General features: G+C 37.7%; 14 protein-coding genes. All 14 read right to left on the bottom strand.

Going from position 1 to position 18,393, the window contains the following annotated elements; translation table 11 throughout:
* Positions 1 to 79 precede the first annotated feature (79 nt).
* Entirely contained in the window at positions 80 to 1,201 is a 1,122-nt protein-coding gene (locus tag F564_RS0111490; protein ID WP_028122778.1) for an HlyD family secretion protein, read from the bottom strand.
* A gap of 362 nt (positions 1,202 to 1,563) precedes the next feature.
* Complete coding sequence (locus F564_RS0111485) at positions 1,564 to 2,874, bottom strand: TolC family protein (RefSeq protein WP_028122777.1); 1,311 nt, start codon at positions 2,872 to 2,874, stop codon at positions 1,564 to 1,566.
* A 92-nt stretch (positions 2,875 to 2,966) separates the two neighbouring features.
* Entirely contained in the window at positions 2,967 to 3,809 is an 843-nt protein-coding gene (locus tag F564_RS0111480) for a helix-turn-helix domain-containing protein (RefSeq protein WP_028122776.1), read from the bottom strand.
* A 363-nt stretch (positions 3,810 to 4,172) separates the two neighbouring features.
* A complete protein-coding gene (locus F564_RS0111475; protein ID WP_028122775.1) occupies positions 4,173 to 4,865 on the bottom strand; it encodes an AIM24 family protein in 693 nt (230 codons plus the stop codon).
* 163 nt (positions 4,866 to 5,028) lie between these two features.
* Positions 5,029 to 6,426, bottom strand: coding sequence for an efflux transporter outer membrane subunit (locus tag F564_RS0111470; protein ID WP_034981434.1), 1,398 nt, complete (start codon positions 6,424 to 6,426; stop codon positions 5,029 to 5,031).
* 16 nt (positions 6,427 to 6,442) lie between these two features.
* Positions 6,443 to 9,589, bottom strand: a complete 3,147-nt coding sequence (locus F564_RS19165) for an efflux RND transporter permease subunit (protein ID WP_034981431.1) — start codon at positions 9,587 to 9,589, stop codon at positions 6,443 to 6,445.
* A gap of 108 nt (positions 9,590 to 9,697) precedes the next feature.
* Positions 9,698 to 10,846, bottom strand: coding sequence for an efflux RND transporter periplasmic adaptor subunit (locus F564_RS0111460; protein ID WP_028122773.1), 1,149 nt, complete (start codon positions 10,844 to 10,846; stop codon positions 9,698 to 9,700).
* A 538-nt stretch (positions 10,847 to 11,384) separates the two neighbouring features.
* On the bottom strand, positions 11,385 to 12,152 hold the full coding sequence (locus F564_RS0111455; protein WP_028122772.1) for a class I SAM-dependent methyltransferase: 768 nt from the start codon (positions 12,150 to 12,152) through the stop codon (positions 11,385 to 11,387).
* Positions 12,153 to 12,167: 15 nt separating this feature from the next.
* The gene (locus tag F564_RS0111450; protein WP_028122771.1) at positions 12,168 to 12,794 is read right to left on the bottom strand and encodes a hypothetical protein; all 627 of its coding nucleotides are present in this window, start codon (positions 12,792 to 12,794) and stop codon (positions 12,168 to 12,170) included.
* Between the two features lie 20 nt (positions 12,795 to 12,814).
* Positions 12,815 to 13,624: a type I methionyl aminopeptidase gene (gene map / locus F564_RS0111445; protein ID WP_028122770.1), complete on the bottom strand. Its 810-nt coding sequence runs from the start codon at positions 13,622 to 13,624 to the stop codon at positions 12,815 to 12,817.
* Positions 13,625 to 13,725: 101 nt separating this feature from the next.
* Positions 13,726 to 14,157: a BT0820 family HAD-type phosphatase gene (locus tag F564_RS0111440; protein ID WP_028122769.1), complete on the bottom strand. Its 432-nt coding sequence runs from the start codon at positions 14,155 to 14,157 to the stop codon at positions 13,726 to 13,728.
* Between the two features lie 140 nt (positions 14,158 to 14,297).
* Positions 14,298 to 15,275, bottom strand: coding sequence for an acyl-ACP desaturase (locus F564_RS0111435; protein WP_028122768.1), 978 nt, complete (start codon positions 15,273 to 15,275; stop codon positions 14,298 to 14,300).
* Positions 15,276 to 15,409: 134 nt separating this feature from the next.
* On the bottom strand, positions 15,410 to 16,936 hold the full coding sequence (gpmI, locus tag F564_RS0111430) for a 2,3-bisphosphoglycerate-independent phosphoglycerate mutase (protein ID WP_028122767.1): 1,527 nt from the start codon (positions 16,934 to 16,936) through the stop codon (positions 15,410 to 15,412).
* Positions 16,937 to 17,122: 186 nt separating this feature from the next.
* Positions 17,123 to 18,265, bottom strand: a complete 1,143-nt coding sequence (locus F564_RS0111425) for a hypothetical protein (RefSeq protein ID WP_028122766.1) — start codon at positions 18,263 to 18,265, stop codon at positions 17,123 to 17,125.
* Between the last annotated feature and the right edge of the window lie 128 nt (positions 18,266 to 18,393).

Genomic DNA, 18,393 nt, shown 5'->3' with positions numbered 1-18,393 from the left:
GAATTTAATGAAAAATCTATTGTCTATGCATCTTTTTTCTATTCGTCTATTATCAATCCGTCTATATTCTCTTCGTCTTTTATAAAGAAACATTCATATTCATTCCCGCGCTCAGTTTTGCCACATCTTCTTTTTTGTTTGATGCAGTAAACTCTATTCTTACCGGAATTCTTTGTTGAACTTTAATGAAATTTCCCGTTGAATTATCCGTCGGAACATTAGAATATCTTGAACCTGTAGCTGCGGAAACTGCGGTTACTACGCCTTCAAACTGTTTTCCACCCAAAGCATCGGCTGTCATCATTAATTTTTGTCCGATTTTAATATTCGGCATTTGGCTTTCCAAGAAATTGGCGGTGACCCATTTTTGATTATTCAAAACGATGGTAGCAACCTGTTGTCCGGGTTGTATTAATTGTCCTTCAGAAATCGTTCTTCTTCCCATTGTTCCGTCGTACGGAGCAGTGATTACGGTGTATGAAAGATTGATTTTCGCCATATCTAAAGCTGCTTTTGTTCTTTTAATTTCCGCGTCATTTATTCCCAACCTGCTTTTCACTTCGGTTGTAGAAAGATTTGCAGATTGTTTTTGATTCTTCAATGTTTCGTACGCTGCTTTCTGAGCATCATATTCTGTTTTTGCTTGGTCAAATTGCTGTCTTGTCACAGCTTCTGCCGCCAAAAGATTTTTGTAACGGTTTAAATTCTGTTCGGCATTCCACAATCTTGCTTTTGCACCTGCGATATTAGATTCCATTACGTTCACGCTGTTGGAAACGGTGTTGATTGAAGAACCAGTTGCAAAACGTTGCGCCAAAGCATTTTGATACGCCGCTTCTGCCTGTCCCACTTGCGTGATGATTTCACGGTCATCTAAAATTGCCAGCGTATCTCCTTTTTTCACTTGTTGATGTTCAATGAATTTTATTTCTTTAATATAAGCCGAAACTCTGGTGTTGATCGGGTTGATAAATTCCTCAACCTGAGCCGCTTCCGTATAAGTTTTGTCACCAATGTGAAAATACTCACGAATCAGCCAGAATAATCCGAAACCGATTAAAGCAAAAACGACAATATTTGAAATAATGACTCTGATTTTATTTTTTTTATTTTGTTTTTTCTTGGTTTCAGCGTTTGAAACTGCAGGTTTTACCGGTGCTTGTGGTTGTGTATCTTGAGTATTTTGTTCCTTGTTTTCCATTGTTTTTGTTTTATATTTTTTTGAACACGAAGTTCTCGGAGTATTTATTATTAATGTCTTTTTAGAGTTTCACTTAAAGACTTTTTATTTTATTTTTAAACGCAAAGATGTTATTTGCGAGTGTTTATTTTTAGAGTGCAAAGGCAAATGAATTTGCTTCGCAAAGTTTATGCATAAGCTTAATAAAATCAACTTGTTGAGTTTTGTTTATTATCTTTCCCTAGTAACTACTTGGACCATTTAAAATTGATTAAAATTCTTTCCCCCGACCCTAAAGGGAGTAATTTCAATCAATTTTAAGAGAGTTTTTCCTCCCTTTAGGGTTGGGGCGAAGAAAAATTCTCTAAAATTTACACCTGAAATTAAAGCGTTCCTGTCGATTTCAACAGATTATAATATTGATATAAAACATTAATTTCTGCGTTTGCGAAATCCAATTCAGATTGAAGTTTCTGGTTTTGTGCATCAATCATTTCTGCTTGTACTGCCAACTGATTAAGGTATTTCGCTTCGGTAATTTTATAGTTTTCATCGGCTAATCTTTTGGCATCGTTTAAAATATCCGCTTGTTGAATCGCTTCCTGATATTTGATGTAAGAAGCATTTACATTCATATCAATATTCTGCTGGGTTAATGTTAAAGCATCATTCGCTTGATTTTTCTGCATCTCGCCAAGTTTTACTTTTTCTTTGGTTTTATAGAGATTATCGATGTTGTAGCTCAAAGAAATTCCGCCTTGCCAACCGCTTGCGTACATATCCAAAACGGGATTTCTATTGGTAATCGGTCTTTGCAAACTGTAACCACCAAAACCAGAAAGTGTAGGCATTCTGTCTGTTTTAATGATTTCTATATTTTTATCCGCAACACCAATGTTGGTTTGCGCAGATTTCAATTGCGGATTGGAGTCGTGAGCGAGATTTAGATAATAATCCATCCCAATTCCCGACTCTTTATTTCCTAAATTTTCCACAGGAATAATTTCCGTATCCTCAGGCAAACCTAAAGCGATATTCAAATTATAATTAAGAATTTTTTTATTATTAGCTAAAGTCAAGATTCCTTGGTCAAGATTTTTTAGAGCTAATTCTCCACGAATAACTTCATTTCTCGTCACCATTCCTTGTTTATAAAAATCATTGATGTTTTTTAATCTTTGTAGAGCAAGTTTTTTATTGTTATTAAATACCGCCTGTTGATTAATAATTTTATAAACGTCGAGATAATTAGAAATCACTAAAAATTTTACGTCTTGCTTATTTTTCTCTAAATCCAATTCAGAAAGTTGTTCCCGAAGACCCGCCATTTCAATAGACTTATTTACCAATCCTCCTTTAAAAATTAATTGAGTTGCCTGCACACCATAAGTGCTTCCATAATGAGGCATCGGAATGGTGGTAGAATTAGAAAAATCTTTATCAATTGCCACCACATTTCCCAAATAAAATTGAGTGGTAGAAGCAACTACGGAAGGAAGTTTCTGAAGTTTCGTGATATTGGTTTGCTGTTTAGTAATATTAATATTTTGCGCAGAAACCTTCAACTGATAGTGATTTTGCAGTGCCAATTCAGCCACCTCATTCGCTGTCATCTGTTTTATTTCTTGTGAAAAGAACAGCGCAGGAAAAAGACCTATCCATAGTGATATTGCTGTTTTTATGTTCTTAACCATTTTACCTTGTTTTACAGATGCAAAGTTATGGCAAGAGCACATTCAAACAAATGTTTGAATTTTGGAAAAAGATGTTCAAATGTACGATTATCTTATTGGTACTGTTGTCTGTATTGACTAGGACTGATGCCTAAATGTTTTTTAAAAAAGTGAGAAAAAGAATATTGATCGCTGAAGCCAAGTTTTGTAGAAATCTCTGAAATTGGCATTTTAGATGAATTTAAATAGACTTTTGCTTCATTAATAACGATTGAAGCAATCACGTGGCTTGCCGACTTTCCTGTAATCATTTTAACAACCGAAGAAAGATGTCTCGTTGTAATAGACTGACGTGCGGCGTAGAAATCTACTTGGCGATTATTGAGATGGTGATTTGCCAAATCATTAAGAAAAACAAAAACAATTTCCTCCTGTCTAGACATTTGATTCATAGAATTATTGTCTTCTTTGGATATAATTCCTGCCATTTGATAACAAAAAACCGAGAAAAGATGTTCTACAATTTCTTTTTTGTAAATCATTTCAGTTTCAGAATCCAGAATGTATTTTAAAAAATTCACACTTTTCCAAACCACATCCAAATCATCTTGAAAGAGAGGAACAGCCACATTCATCTGCTGACGAAAATACCTGTAAGTAATTAACCGATTGAATTTCAGAGACAAAGCCGAAATAAATTCTCGTTTGTATGAGACCATTCTCGATTGAAAATCATCGCTTACAGAAATCAATTCATATACCGTCTGAGGATCTGTAACCATAAATGTATTTGCAGAAAGCTCCAGATCTCTGAAGTGTTGACGAAGTTTTATAGACCCACTTTTAATAAAGATAAAAGCAGGATTATCCGGACGAAAAGGCTTGTCTGTAGAGATTCTTTCAAAAATATTGTTTTGGGTGAAAATCTCAACTCCAAATTGTTGTAAAGCAGACATTTGCAAATTTTGTGTTTTTATCAATTTATTTTTTTTTGAAAATTTGACGCTAGTTATAGAGATTTCTGAATAGATTTTAAGAGGCACCACCTCCATATTAACCAAGGTCATTTTATACAAACGGCGATATTACGGTGCATCATATGATTGCACATCAAATGGTAATTAACAATAGTATTTTTGTTTCTATTTTCAAAGATAACTGAAAACAAAAAACCTCAGAGAAAACTCTATGAGGTTGTAGTCATTCATAGCCCCGATAGTAGCGGCATCCTTTTTTGTCTATTGACTAATGCCTAGATTATAAAAAATCTTCAATGACAAAAAAGATAGAGCGGATAGCGGGATTAAGCTCCTAAAAATTTATTTTGTAACGACGTAAACCTCCTCATAAGGTTGGATGAGAACCCAACCGCTTCCGGAAAATTTCATCTGGAATTCTTCACCGCTTCCTCTGCCGATAAGGCTTTTGAGTGATACGTTGGTTTTCAGTTCTGGCGTCAGGTTGCCGGACCAGGCGACGGTCGCATTGGGGTCTGTGAAAACTGGATTTTCTGGAGTCACCAGAAGCGTCAGAGGATGTCCGTGTGTTGTGATGGCGATGTGGCCTGTTCCGCTCAACTTAACCTGGAAAAGTCCTCCCGCCATAACGCCTGCGATGCTTTTCAGCATTTTGATATCGCTTTTGATGCTTTGATCGTGGGCAAGAACATCGTTTCCGTTGACTGAGATGGATTCGTTCTCAAGGTAAAGAATTCTTACTTTTTTGCCGTTGTCTGCCACGTAAAGCCTGCCTGTACCTTGGGCTTTCATCAATGCTGTGCCTTCGCCGGAGATTGCTTTTTTGAGAAGGTTACCGAGTCCGCCAGAAAGCATTCCCTGTCTTTCAAAATTGACATTTCCGACATAGCCAACCATACTGCCTGTTTTTGTCCAGACTGCCTGATTGTTGAGATTGATTTCCAAAAGTTCTGGTTTTTCCAGTTCAAAATAGTCTTTTTCCTGTGAATTCTCTTTTGTCTCGTTGACGAAAGCTTCAATTGAAAATTTGCTCATTTTTTTATTTTTTTGATATTACCAAAATAATAATTTAATTCATAGCTTAAAAATTAAATATGAAGATCTGCAATTTTAAAATACTGCAAATGAAATTTTAAAATAAAAAAAGTCTGATAAAAAAATGATCAGACTTTAAAATATAGGGCGTAAAATTTGGTCTCTAAAATTGTCCTCCACCTAGCGCGCGGTAAAATTCTGTAACAGCCTGCAATTGCTGTAATTTATCATTCACGCCAGAAAGTTTTGCTTGAAGGAGTGCTTGTTCCGCAGTCAACACATTTACATAATTAATATTGGATGAGTAAGTTAACAACTCTTTATTGAACTCGAGTGCTTTTTCTAGAGACTGAATTTGGAGCTGTCTTGTGCTTTCTTTCTCTTTCGCTTTTTGATAAGACAACAGCGCGTTGGAAACCTCTGATCCTGCCGTCAACAGTGTTTTTTGGAAGGTAAAATAAGCCTGTTGTTTTCTGGCTTCTGTCACTCTTACCTGCGCTTTTCTGTTGCCTTGCTGGAAGATATTCTGCGTCAAAGTTCCGCCAACGGTATAAAACAAAGAGTTGGTAAAGAAGTTTTCCAGAGTTCTTGTCGAAAGTCCTAAAGTAGCTGTGATATTAAATGTGGGATAGACTTGCGCCAAAGCGACATTTTTGTTTTCAAAAGCCTGGCGGAAGGTCATTTCTGCGGCCTGCACGTCTGGTCTGTTTTTCAGTAACGAAACCGGAATCCCAGTCTTCAAATCTGTATAAACGATTTGAGAATCTATAGAATTTCTGTCAATAGCCTGCGGATTATCATTCATCAAAATACTCAAAGCATTTTCTGTCTGCTGGATCTGTAACTCCAAATCGGGTACAGATAATTGCGCCGAGTAAAGATTGGCCTTGCTCTGTTCCAGATCTGCACCTGTAAGATAAGCCGCATCCATCAGCAACTGCACAGTTTCTATATCCTGCTGACGCAGCACAATGGTTTGTTTTGTTATTTCCAGCTGTTTATCCAGGGAGATCAACTGGTAATATAAAGTTGCTGCTTGAGCAACCAATTGCGTCTGCACTGCCCTCTTGGCAGCATCTGACTGCATAAAACCTGCGTAGGCAGCGCGTTTCAAAGATTTGATTCTTCCCCAGATATCCACTTCCCATCCTGTGGAAATCCCCAACTGGTAGTTCATGAGATCTGGCATGACAAAATTACTTCCCTGTGCCGCAGCACTATTTTTGGTATCTCTCACAGAAGCGATCCCATCCAAACTTGGAAGATTCTGTAACTGCGACTGTTTGAAAACGGCATCAGCTTCCTGAATTTTTGCAACCGCTACTTTCAGATCCAGATTATTCTCAATTGTTTTCCTGATGATGTTCTGCAGCATGACATCTGTGAATATCTGATCCCAGGCTACGTTGGCAATAGATGTACTGTCATTATTTGTTTTTTGGCGAAACAGATGATCCTTTTGGTTTTTCTCAATTTCCGGGTCATTATAAGTATCTGTGACCTTGCAAGAATAGAAGAAACCAGCGACACCTGCTAATATGATTAAATTTTTTAATTTCATTTTTCTCAACTTTTAGTTATTCGCTTAGTTCGCCTTCATATTTATCCGACACTTTTTTGCTGCTTACTTTCTCCTGAAGATACATAAATACGGCAAAGAGAATCGGAATAAAGAACACACCGAAAACAGTCCCGAACAACATCCCTCCAATAGCACCAATTCCGATAGACTTGTTACCAACGGCACCCGCACCTGTAGAAATTGCCAAAGGAATTAGTCCGAAAATGAATGCAAAAGAGGTCATCAAAATTGGACGTAGTCTTTGCTTTGCCCCACTGATTGCAGCGTGCGCAATAGAATATCCTTTTTTTCTGGCATCCAGGGCAAATTCGACGATCAAGATCGCATTCTTCGCTAGGAGACCAATTAACATAATGAGTGAAATCTGGGTGTAAATATTGTTGGAACCACCAATCCAGCTACTAAACATCATTACACCAGCCAAACCAACAGGCAGTGACAACATCACAGCAAACGGTAAAATATAACTCTCGTACTGCGCTGCCAAAAGGAAATACACGAATACACAACATAATATGAAGATATAAACAGTCTGTCCACCAGCAGTCACTTCTTCTCTCGTCAAACCAGAAAACTCATAACCATAACCTTGTGGCAAAGTTTCTTTGGCCACTCTTTCTACGGTACTAATGGCATCTCCTGAAGAAAATCCAGGATTAGGTGTACCATTCAGAGAGATGGCGGTAAATAGATTGAATCGGCCAATAGCCTGCGGTCCGTAAACCCTCTTCGTTGTGATGAATCTACTTAGCGGAGCCATGTCGCCGTTTGCATTCCTAACCTGAATCATGTTGAAACTCTCCAGATTTTCTCTGTCTTCAAAAGGTGCCTGGTAGATCACACGGTATTGTTTCCCGAAAAGATTGACATTCGACGCGTAAACACCACCGTAATAACCCTGCATTGTTGTCAAAATATCATTAACGGAGAATCCTGCGGCTTTTGTGGCAGCAATATCGATATCAATCATATATTGCGGATAATTCGGATTAAAAGATGTGAATGTTCTTTGAATATCTGGCTGTTGATTCATTTTATCGATGAAGTCATTGGTCACTTTCGTAAGATCAGCAATGCTTCCCCCTTTTTGATCCTGGATCTGCATTTCGAAACCGGCAGCATTACCAAAACCCTGAAGCGTTGGCCTTCCGAAGAAGGTCAATTTTGCATCTTTGATTCCGGCAGTTTCTTTGTACATCCTAGCCACAAAAGATTGGAGATCTTCCCCTTTTTTGGTTCTGTCTTTCCAGTCCTTTAGTTTTACGATGAGCATCCCGTTGTTGGAACCACTACCACTGATCATTCCTCGCCCAGACACTTTGAAGATGTGCAGAACTTCAGGCTGTTTTTTGACGATGTCTTCTACGCTCTGCATGACAGCCTTTGTTCTATTTTCATTGGAACCAATTGGCAGTGAGATATCCATAAAAATACCGCCCATATCTTCACTGGGAACGAAGGACTTGGGTGTGGTGTTCATGAGCCAAACAAAGATCCCAGCAAAAACAGCCAGACCGGCAAAAGCCATCCATTTTTTCCTTAATAAGAATAAAATCCCTCTCGTGTATTTTTTCACCATGGTATCAAAAATGATATTAAAATTGGTAAAAAACCTTTCCAGAAAATTCTTTTTCTTTTCTTCGTGCGAATGTGGCTTCAGGAAGATTGCACATAAAGCAGGACTTAACGTCAATGCATTGACAGCTGATAATATAATGGCGATTGCTAAAGTCAATCCAAACTGTTTGTAAAAAACCCCCGCAGATCCGGAAATAAAACTCACCGGAATGAAAACCGCGGCCATTACCAACGTAATACTGATGATGGCTCCACTGATCTCATCCATCGCAGTGACTGAAGCCCGAAGTGGTGATTTCTCACCATTTTCAAGTTTACTGTGAACGGCTTCTACCACTACAATGGCATCATCCACGACAATACCTACCGCCAAAATAAGGGCGAAAAGCGTTAATAAATTGATCGTAAATCCAAAGATACTCAGGAAAAAAAAGGTCCCAACAATTGCAACCGGAACAGAAATGGCAGGAATCAACGTTGAACGCCAATCCTGCAAGAATAAGAAAACCACTATAAATACCAAGATAAACGCTTCGAACAAGGTATGAATTACCTTCTCAATAGAAGCATCCAGGAAGTCATTGGCATTCACCAATGCTTCGTATCTCACGCCTTTCGGAAAAGATTCCTGAGCCTTGTCCAGAACCGCAATGGATTGATTGATCACATCCTGAGCATTGGAGCCGGCTGTTTGCGCTACTGCCATACCAATGGACGGATGACCGTCTGTAAAACTACTTCCTGTATAATCCTGCGAACCCAGTTCTACTCTAGCAACATCTTTTAGTTTTAAAATCTGCCCATTCTCTGTTGCTTTGACAATAATATTATCGAATTCCGGAATTGCCGTTAATCTACCTTTATATTTCAAAGTATATCGGAAGCTTTGGCCACTTTCGTCCCCTAAACTTCCCGGTGCCGCTTCGATATTCTGCTCAGCCAAAAGCGTGCTGATATCCGAAGGAACAAGCCCGTAAGAAGCCATCTTATTGGGATCCAACCAAATTCTGATTGAATAATCCTTAGAACCAAAGACCGTCACATCACCAACGCCCGTTACTCTTTTGATCTGAGGAACAATATTGATATTGGTGTAATTCTGAAGAAAAGTCATATCGTAGTTGGGATTCTCACTGTAAAGCGAGAAGATCAACACGTTGGAGCTTTGTCTTTTCAATACAGTAACGCCGGCTTGCGTCACCTCTCTTGGTAGAAGTGAGTTTGCTCTTGAGACCCTGTTTTGTACGTTTACCGCAGCAATATCGGGGTTTACGCCTTGTTTGAAGTAAACGGTAACAGATCCAGAACCATCATTGGTTGCGGAAGAGGTCATATAGGTCATGCCTTCTACGCCATTGATTTGCTCCTCCAGAGGAACGATAACACTTTTTAGGATCACGTCGGCATTCGCACCCTGATAACTTGTATTGACGACCACCGTTGGCGGTGCAATATCCGGATATTGAGAAACCGGCAGAGTCACCATTCCCAAAACACCAAGGATCACAATGATGATGGAAATAACGGTGGATAATACCGGACGTTCTATAAATTTTTTAAACATATGTAATTAGACTAAGAGAGAAAAGACAAAAGATAAAAGAGAAAAGACTTTCAAAATTAAAAGCTTTCAAATTCCACTTTTCACATTGATATATTGATACGACTCATCTTATTTTTTGTGGATGACGTTTTGTAATGTTGTCTCCTTTGGAACCACTACTGTTTCATCTTTCAGAAGACCGATGCCTTCTACCACTACTTTGTCACCTGCTTTCAGTCCGGAGGTCACAGCGTAAGTCAAACCGTCTGGCAGATCTTCCACTTTGATTTCTGTCGATTTCACTTTGTTATCAGCACCAATCAGATACACTAAAACTTTGCCCTGAAGTTCATAGGTTGCAGCTTGTGGAATCGTTATCACATTCTCCAGATTGTTTGGCAACTGAACTGTTGCACTGTAACCACTTCTGATGAGGCCTTTTGGATTTAGAAAAGTAGCTCTCATAGAAAATGAACCGGTGTTGGGATCTACCAATCCACTGATGGATTCTATTTTTCCTTTTTCGTCATATAGGCTTCCGTCAGAAAGAATCAATTCTACCAAAGGTGAATTTTTCAATTTCTCTTGGATAGTTACGCCAGTAGCGTGTTTGAAAAAGTCCAGCTGTTGCTTTTCATTAATCGAAAAATAAGCGAATATCTTTGAAATATTAGAAACCGTCGTCAACGGTTGTGCTGTAGCTGTGCTGATGTAACTTCCTGCTTTGTATGGTAACGTCCCTACAACACCGCTTACCGGACTGTAGATTTTTGTATAACCGGCATTGACCTGGGCATTGGTTAGTTGCGCCTGCGTTTCTGCCAAAGATGCTTTTGCTGATTTCAGTGCTAATTCTGCAGATTGGAGTTCGTAAGCTGAGATGATTTTTTTATCCACCAAAGGTTTGGTTTTTGTCACTTGCATTTGAGCAGTTGCAACGGCTGCCCTTGCGCTGTTTACCGTGGCCTGCGCTGCTAAAACTGATTGTTCGTACTGGGGATTTCTGATGAGGAAAAGCAATTGTCCTTTGCTGACCTGGCTGCCTTCATCGATGTAGATTTTTTCAACAAAACCATCTATCTTCGGGCGGATTTCTACATTTTCTACACCTTCCAGTCGGGCAGGATACTGCGTTAAACTTTCAGCGGGACCACTTTTTGCAACAATATATTGATATGGTTGAGGCGGTAATTCTTTTTTCTCATCTTTGTTTTCTGACTTGGAGCAAGCCGTTAATAAACTTAAAACAACAAAAAAGCTAAGCGCGATATTCCTCATAAATACTAATTTTTTAGATGTGTTTTCAAACAAACGTTCAAATTTATTGATTAAATACAAAATACACCTTATGTATCCAATAATAATATCTATCAAATATCATGCACAAAAACTATTATTGCTGACTGCCAGTTCTTTACAAATTAATTTTAATGAATATTTAACACAACCCTATCAAACAAATGTTTGAATTTATTCTTATTGATGATTGATTGAAATTAAAAGATGAAGATCTACCATCCTTCTAGTCGTTTAATATAAGGCAAGGTCAAACAAAGTATTTTGCTGACTAACTGTTTTTAGATATGCAAAGGTGTCAACTTAAGTAATAAACATCAAGCTTTTATAAGGGATTACTAATGACGGAAAATCACAAAAATCTTTTAAATACTTAAACGAAACTTCATTAAAACCCAAAATATCAAAAAAGGATGTTTTATCGACTACGAGAGTTCTTGGATTCAACGTAGATCCATCTAATTCTTGTAGGCATCGAACTAACATGACTTCAAGTGATTAAAACAAGGCAAAGACATGATCATTTTTTCCTCACAACCGGCAGAATCTCATTCTTATTCAAACCAAACCTGTGAATATCAGAATCAGAAAATTTCTGAGAATAGAAGTTGATATCCACTTCAAAACCAACACTTTTCAAACGGTCGAAATAATCCATTCCGTACCAACGAACGTGGTCGTACTGTCCAAAATGTTTTTGGCGTTCTTTGGGATCTGTGATTGTAACATCTTCGTAGGTGGTTTCCAGAGAATTTTTCATCGGCACCTGCAAAATTCCCCAACCGTTGGGTTTCATGACGCGGTAAAGTTCAGACATCGCTTTTCTGTCATCAATAATGTGTTCCAAAACGTGGTTGCAAATGATAACATCGTACGTATTATCTTCAAAAGGTAAATCCAGAATATCGGCCTTTACATCCACAATTGGTGAGAAAAGATCGGCGGAGGTGTAATCCAGATTGTTCATTTTTTTTAATCTTCTGAGAAAATCCTGCTCAGGCGCAATATGAAGCACTTTCAGTTTTGCGGTGAAAAAATTGGTTTCGTTTTGAAGATAAAGCCACATTTGACGGTGTCTTTCAAGAGACAATGTTCCAGGTGAAAGTGCGTTGGAACGCTGTTTTCCGTAGCCGTAAGGTAAAAACTTACGGTAAGATTTTCCATCAATTGGGTCCGTAAAATGATCTCCTTTGAAAAATAAAACGATCAACGGGCGCAAAAAAATGCTTAGATTTATAAGCATTGGCCTCGGGATCTTATTGAGTAGAAATTTGGTGATTTTTTTCAATTTTTTGAGAATGTATTAGAATCCTAATCGTTTTAGCTCAGCCTTTATTTTAGACGTGGTATTAAATATGGCACCAGACTTTTCTCCAGCATCATTGGTTCCATCGAATTCCATTTTGAATTTTTTCATTTCAATCGGCTTCAGTTTTATGTTTTTTGAAATGAACTTAGGATAATCATAGAAATAAACCTGATACAATTTTCCGCTCATCCCGTAATGCCTGCTCTGGTCCCAGGAAACCAATACCCCTAATTCTTTGTCCAAATCTTTGTCGGCATTCGCAAAAAAAACAGATTCTATCTCAGCTGTTGCCCCTTCTTCAGCATAGGTATCTATGAAAATTTTCGCATATCTGCTGTTCGCTACCGGAACAAAAATGTAACCATCAACATAAGTATAATTGAAGCCGTTCTTTTTTCCATTTTCTATGCCAGGCTCAGAATAGTCATAAAAGGCAAAAACTGGTTTTACAAGAGAATTCCATCGACTTACTTCCAAAACTTCTCCTTGTATTTCAGAATTTCGTATCGGTTTTAGTCTTTCAGCAAAGAGTTCTTTCGTCTCACCACTATTTCTTTGATATGTTTGAGCAAAAATGCTTAAACTGAAGTTTATCAAAACAACAAAAAGAAATCTTCTCAAAATAAGTTATTTTTCATCACTTAAAAATCCAACTGAAAGGCCTTTTCCTCATCAGATTTGATCCCAAGCGCATCATAGATATAATCGAAAGTCGAAAGCAACACGGGTTTTCCGTTGATAATACAGACATCGTGTTCAAAATGGGCGGATGTTTTGTTGTCCAAGGTCGTCACTGTCCAACCGTCATTATGGAATTTCACTTTCTCGGTTCCAAGGTTGATCATTGGTTCTATTGCCAGCGCAATACCGTCTTTCAGGACTTTTCCGCTTCCTGGTTTTCCGTAATTTGGTACTTGAGGATCTTCGTGCATTTTTCTGCCAACGCCGTGCCCCACCAATTCCCGGACAACGCCATAGCCTTCTTTTTCACAATGTCTCTGGATCGCATTGGAAATATCACCAACACGCTTTCCTCTGATACATTGTTCTATGCCTTTATAAAGTGATTCTTTCGCCACTCTGAGCAACTTTTTATTCTCTGCAGAAACCTCTCCCACTTCAAAAGTATAAGCGTGATCGCCCACAAATCCGTTCCAGAAAACACCACAATCTACGGATAGAACGTCGCCTTCTTTGAGTATATCCGCGTTTGGAAATCCGTGAACCACTTGGTCATTCGGAGAGATACAAAGTGATGCAGGGAAACCGCCGTAACCTAAAAATGCAGGTTCGGCACCGTGGTCTTTTATAAATTCGTGTGCTAATTTGTCAAGAGATAAGGTGTTGATGCCCGGTTTTATTTCCTTCGCCAACATTCCCAGAGTTTGGGAAACCAATCTTGCACTTTGCTTCATCAACCGAAGCTCCTCTATTGTTTTGAGTTGAATCATTGTTTTATTTAGATGTTAGAAATTAGATTTTAGAAGTTAGATTAGTATTTGATGCATTAGAAAATCTAATTTCTAATGTCTAACCTCTAATTTCTATTCTGTTACCAGAATAAGCCCTTTTTCTTTTCTTTTTTCATTTTGGAGTAAGCGTGAACTTCGCCTCCTGCCACTTGAAATTCTATTCTTTCTGTAATGATCTGATAGATCTCTCCCCAGCCAGGAAATCCACCAAGATTTCTGTCATCTATGAAAAGATCAGCGTCTAATTTTCTGGATTGTGTCTCTGAATCAAAAACCTCACCTTCGAAACTAGAATTGACAGCGTAGAATTCCAATCCATTTTTTCTGCAGAATTCTACAGCTTCATCCAATGCTTTACCGTGACGGTAAGTCCATAGGACCAAACGGTATCCTTCACCCTGAAGTTTTTTAAGCGTTTCAAAAGCGAATGTTTTTGCTTTTCCAATTCCCGGATAAGCATCATCAACAATAGTTCCGTCAAAATCGATCGCCAGCTTTTTGTTACTTTTTATCATCTTGCATTTTTTTTGTAAAATAAGTGTACAAATATACAAAATATGTAGAGGTAAGAAAATAGAGAATAGATAAAAGACTGTCAGCCAAGGTTAAATTATCAATTACGAAAAAATGCGCTTATTCAGCGCATTATATTTTAATTTTTCACCCATTTGAAACTGTAAGGCAGTTCCGGGGTTTTTATTCTGTCTGAAATATTTTGTAATCTGTTTGGTAATTTCATCAGATAATCTCTGGCTCTTTCTGCTTTATCGTTCAGATTTTTCATCTGATCAATTTTCCATTCATCCAAAAGATCAGAAAGTATATTGATATAATCCTGAGCGGTGTAAACCATTGCTCTCTGTGCGGCATCGGAAAAATGTTCCCAAAGTTCGCCTGCTTTCTGTCCCGATTCTCTTAGTAGATGTGCCGGCATGACGATTTTTCTTTTCATCATATCTTCGAAGGCGAGCATCATTCCGCTGGCATCCATCTCGAAAATTCTTGCTGAAAAATCTTTGTAGGCTTTGGCATGTCGGGCCTCATCTGCAGCAATAACACCGCACATCTGAGCCAATTTTTTATTTCCGGATTGTTTTGCCAAAGTTCCTACTCTTCTATGAGAAATATTGGTAGCTGTTTCCTGGAAACTGGTGTACACAAAGTTTTTATAAGGATCTGAACTGGTGCCGATATCGAAACCGTCGCTGATCAGATGCTGGGTTGTAACCTCCATCTCACGCATGTTTACACGACCACACAGGTACAGATATTTCCCGAGAAGATCACCGTGTCTGTTTTCCTCAGCTGTCCAGGCTCTGATCCACTTGGTCCATCCTGTATTTTTTTCCTGATTCACACCATCCAGATTCATCAGCCAGGATTCATAAGTGGGCAATGCTTCCTCTGTAATGCAGTCTCCAATGAGTGTTACAAAAAGATCATAAGGCATTTCTCTGGCAAATGTCTGCAGCTCTTCGATTTCGTACTTGAAATTTTCACTCGAACTGTCCGGAAGGAAGTCCGAAGGTTGCCAAATTTTTTCGATTGGTGTCAAATAGGATGCGATAAACTCATCCATGTTTTTTTCCATCGATCTCATGACTTCTATTTGTAACTCTTTTTCGTGCATTAATTCAAATTATTTTCTATCTTCAAAGATACGATAAAAAGATATTATTGGTTTTTAAGTGTGTAAAATTTAATTCAAATAAAAAAAACCTGATCAAATGGATGAACAGGCTTAAATTTAGGATAAAGTATGGCTTAATTCGCTATGATATTTCCGGTCATTTCTTCAGGAATATCCACGCCCATCACTTTCAGGATTGTTGGTGCTACGTCGCCCAATTTCCCTGGTGTTAGATTCCACGTGTGGTCTTTGTCCATTACGATGAATGGAACCAAGTTGGTGGAATGTTGCGTGTTCGGCGAACCATCCGGATTGATCATCACATCTGAGTTGCCGTGGTCTGCCAGGATGAAAACCGCATAACCGTGCTCGTAAGCCGTTTCTGCCACTTTTTTGATGCAGGAATCCACCACCTCCGCTGCTTTAACTGCTGCTGAGAAAACACCTGTGTGTCCCACCATATCTGTATTTGCAAAGTTGAGCACGATGAAATCCGCGCTTTCTCTTTCCAATTCCGGAACGATGGCGTTTGTGATATCGTACGCCGACATTTCTGGTTTCAAGTCATAAGTTGCAACGTCTTTCGGGCTTGGGCAAAGCAATCTTCTTTCCTGAACATACTCAGCTTCTCTACCTCCCGAAAAGAAAAATGTCACGTGTGGATATTTTTCTGTTTCTGCAATTCTGATTTGGGATTTGCCCGCAGATTCCAACACTTCGCCCATTGTTTTTTGGAGCACATTCTCATCAAAAACAACTTTTACATTTTGGAAAGATTTATCGTAATTGGTCAAAGTCACATAATACAAGTCCAGCTTTTTCATTCCGTATTCCGGGAAATCTTGCTGTGTCAAAACTTCTGTGATCTCACGACCTCTGTCAGTTCGGAAGTTGAAAGAAATCACCACATCGTGATCCTCAATCTTAGCAATTGGAAAATGATTCTGAATCGCAACAATCGGTTGGATAAATTCATCCGTAACATCCTCATTATAAGAATCCTGAATCGACTGTACAAAATCCTTGCTTTCTTTTCCAACACCGTTTGCCAAAAGGTCATAGGCCAATTTCACACGTTCCCAACGCTTGTCTCTGTCCATCGCATAATAACGACCGATCACCGACGCCAGTTTTCCCGTTGTGGTTTTCATATGCGCCAAAAGTTCTTCTATAAAACCTTTTCCGGATTTCGGGTCACAATCTCTACCGTCTGTGAAAGCGTGAACGAAGACATTTTCATTCAGTCCATATTCGTGAGCGGCTGTCAATAAACCTTTTAAGTGGTTGATATGAGAATGCACGCCACCGTTGGAAACCAAACCGATGAAATGCACTTTTTTGTTGTTTGCTTTTGCATATTCGAAAGCGTCCTGGATGACTTTTTCTCTGCCTAGACTTCCGGTTTCCACAGCCATATTAAGTCTTACGAGATTTTGGTAAACTACTCTACCAGCGCCAAGATTCATATGTCCAACTTCGGAATTCCCCATTTGTCCAGCGGGAAGACCAACAGCCAAGCCACTTGCTTCGAGGGTTGTGTTGGGAAAAGTTTGAAGGGCATAATCTATGAAAGGTGTTTTGGCTTGTTTGAGTGCGGAAACCGAATCATTAAGACCGATTCCCCAGCCGTCTAATATTGCAAGGATTGCTTTTTTTGACATTTTGATTTCTTATTTTGTTTAGACAAATTTACGAAATGGAAAAGTGTTCTAATAATTTTTGAGGATTTTTTTAAGTGAGTTGACTTTATGCGCGCAAGCTTATAACTAAAGTATTAGAATATTATGGATATGAACGTTACACTTTTTAAAGCAATGCAAAAATTGATAATAGTTAAATATTCTAAATTATTTTATAATTTCAGGATGATCGTACAACCATTCAACCTTAAAAACAAATAAATATTCATTAACCACATCCTTAACTTGAATTGGTAACATTAATTTTAATTCACCCGGATTTAATCCATTTTCTCTTGGATACATTGAATCAGTAACCCATTTTTTTAAAACATCACTATATCTAACATTAGATGTAGGTACTACTACTTCGCTTAATATAGCATCTTTAATGATAATCGAGCTCGGTTGATCTTCATTTTTCTGTGAGTATTTAATCCCTTCATGCATCACCTTTGATGACTTTCCATCAAAATCTACAAAAACTGATTCATTCCAAATCAATTTGATACTATTTTGAGAAATATTTTTCAACATAAAACTAAAATCGTCCTGTGTACCAAATATTAAGATATCAATGTAATCATCTATATAACTATATTTCTTTACACCTTCACTTTCAACAAGTTTAGTTTTTCCATATCTTATTTTTGAATCTGCAGGTTTTTCTATTTTCACTAAATTGGAAACATATTTTCCTTTTAAATCCTTTTTAAAAACATTTTTTTCAGCACCTTCTGCAGGAAGTGTTTGTTTTTCCTCTGTCATCAAATTTTTTAAAACATAATTCACTGTTGGATATGGCTTGTCAAAGATACGATCACTTTTAACAGTTAAAACCAAAACATCAATTACTTCATAAACTGATTTTACTTTATCATTTGTAAATTTTAGACCTATTAAATTTACTTTATCCTTATTAAATTTATCAATTAAAAAAAGAGGGACTGTGTAATAATCAGTAATGCAGAAAGGAATAAAATAGTCGTAATCGCCATTAGCTATTATCATTTTAAAATTAGATTTCCCGCCGTTTTCTTGAAGGATAAAAGTCATCTGTTTGTCATTACCTGTAATTTTAGTAATCACATATTCTTGATTGAATTTTCCTTTAAAATCTTTCTTATCCTCATATGATAGAGGTTCAGTTGGTAAATAAGTAACAATCTCCCCAACATATTTTTGATATTCTGCTAAAGTAGAGTATTTCTGAATTCCATATTTTCCAAAATTTGCTTTTGGATGTTCAGCAAATAAATTAGTAGAAAAAAAGGTTAGAAAGAAAATGAACAGAATAGAAGTTGTTTTCATAATTGTAAGTATTTATTGTTATTTAAAATTAGTTATTACGTTTTAATTATAGAAACTTAACATTCAGAATTAATCATAATGATTACTTTAATTAGTTTTAAAATTCTTCCAAATATAACATACATTTT

Source organism: Epilithonimonas tenax DSM 16811 (genome assembly GCF_000428485.1).
Taxonomy (GTDB): domain Bacteria; phylum Bacteroidota; class Bacteroidia; order Flavobacteriales; family Weeksellaceae; genus Epilithonimonas; species Epilithonimonas tenax.
This window is presented reverse-complemented; position numbering and strand designations above follow the sequence as displayed.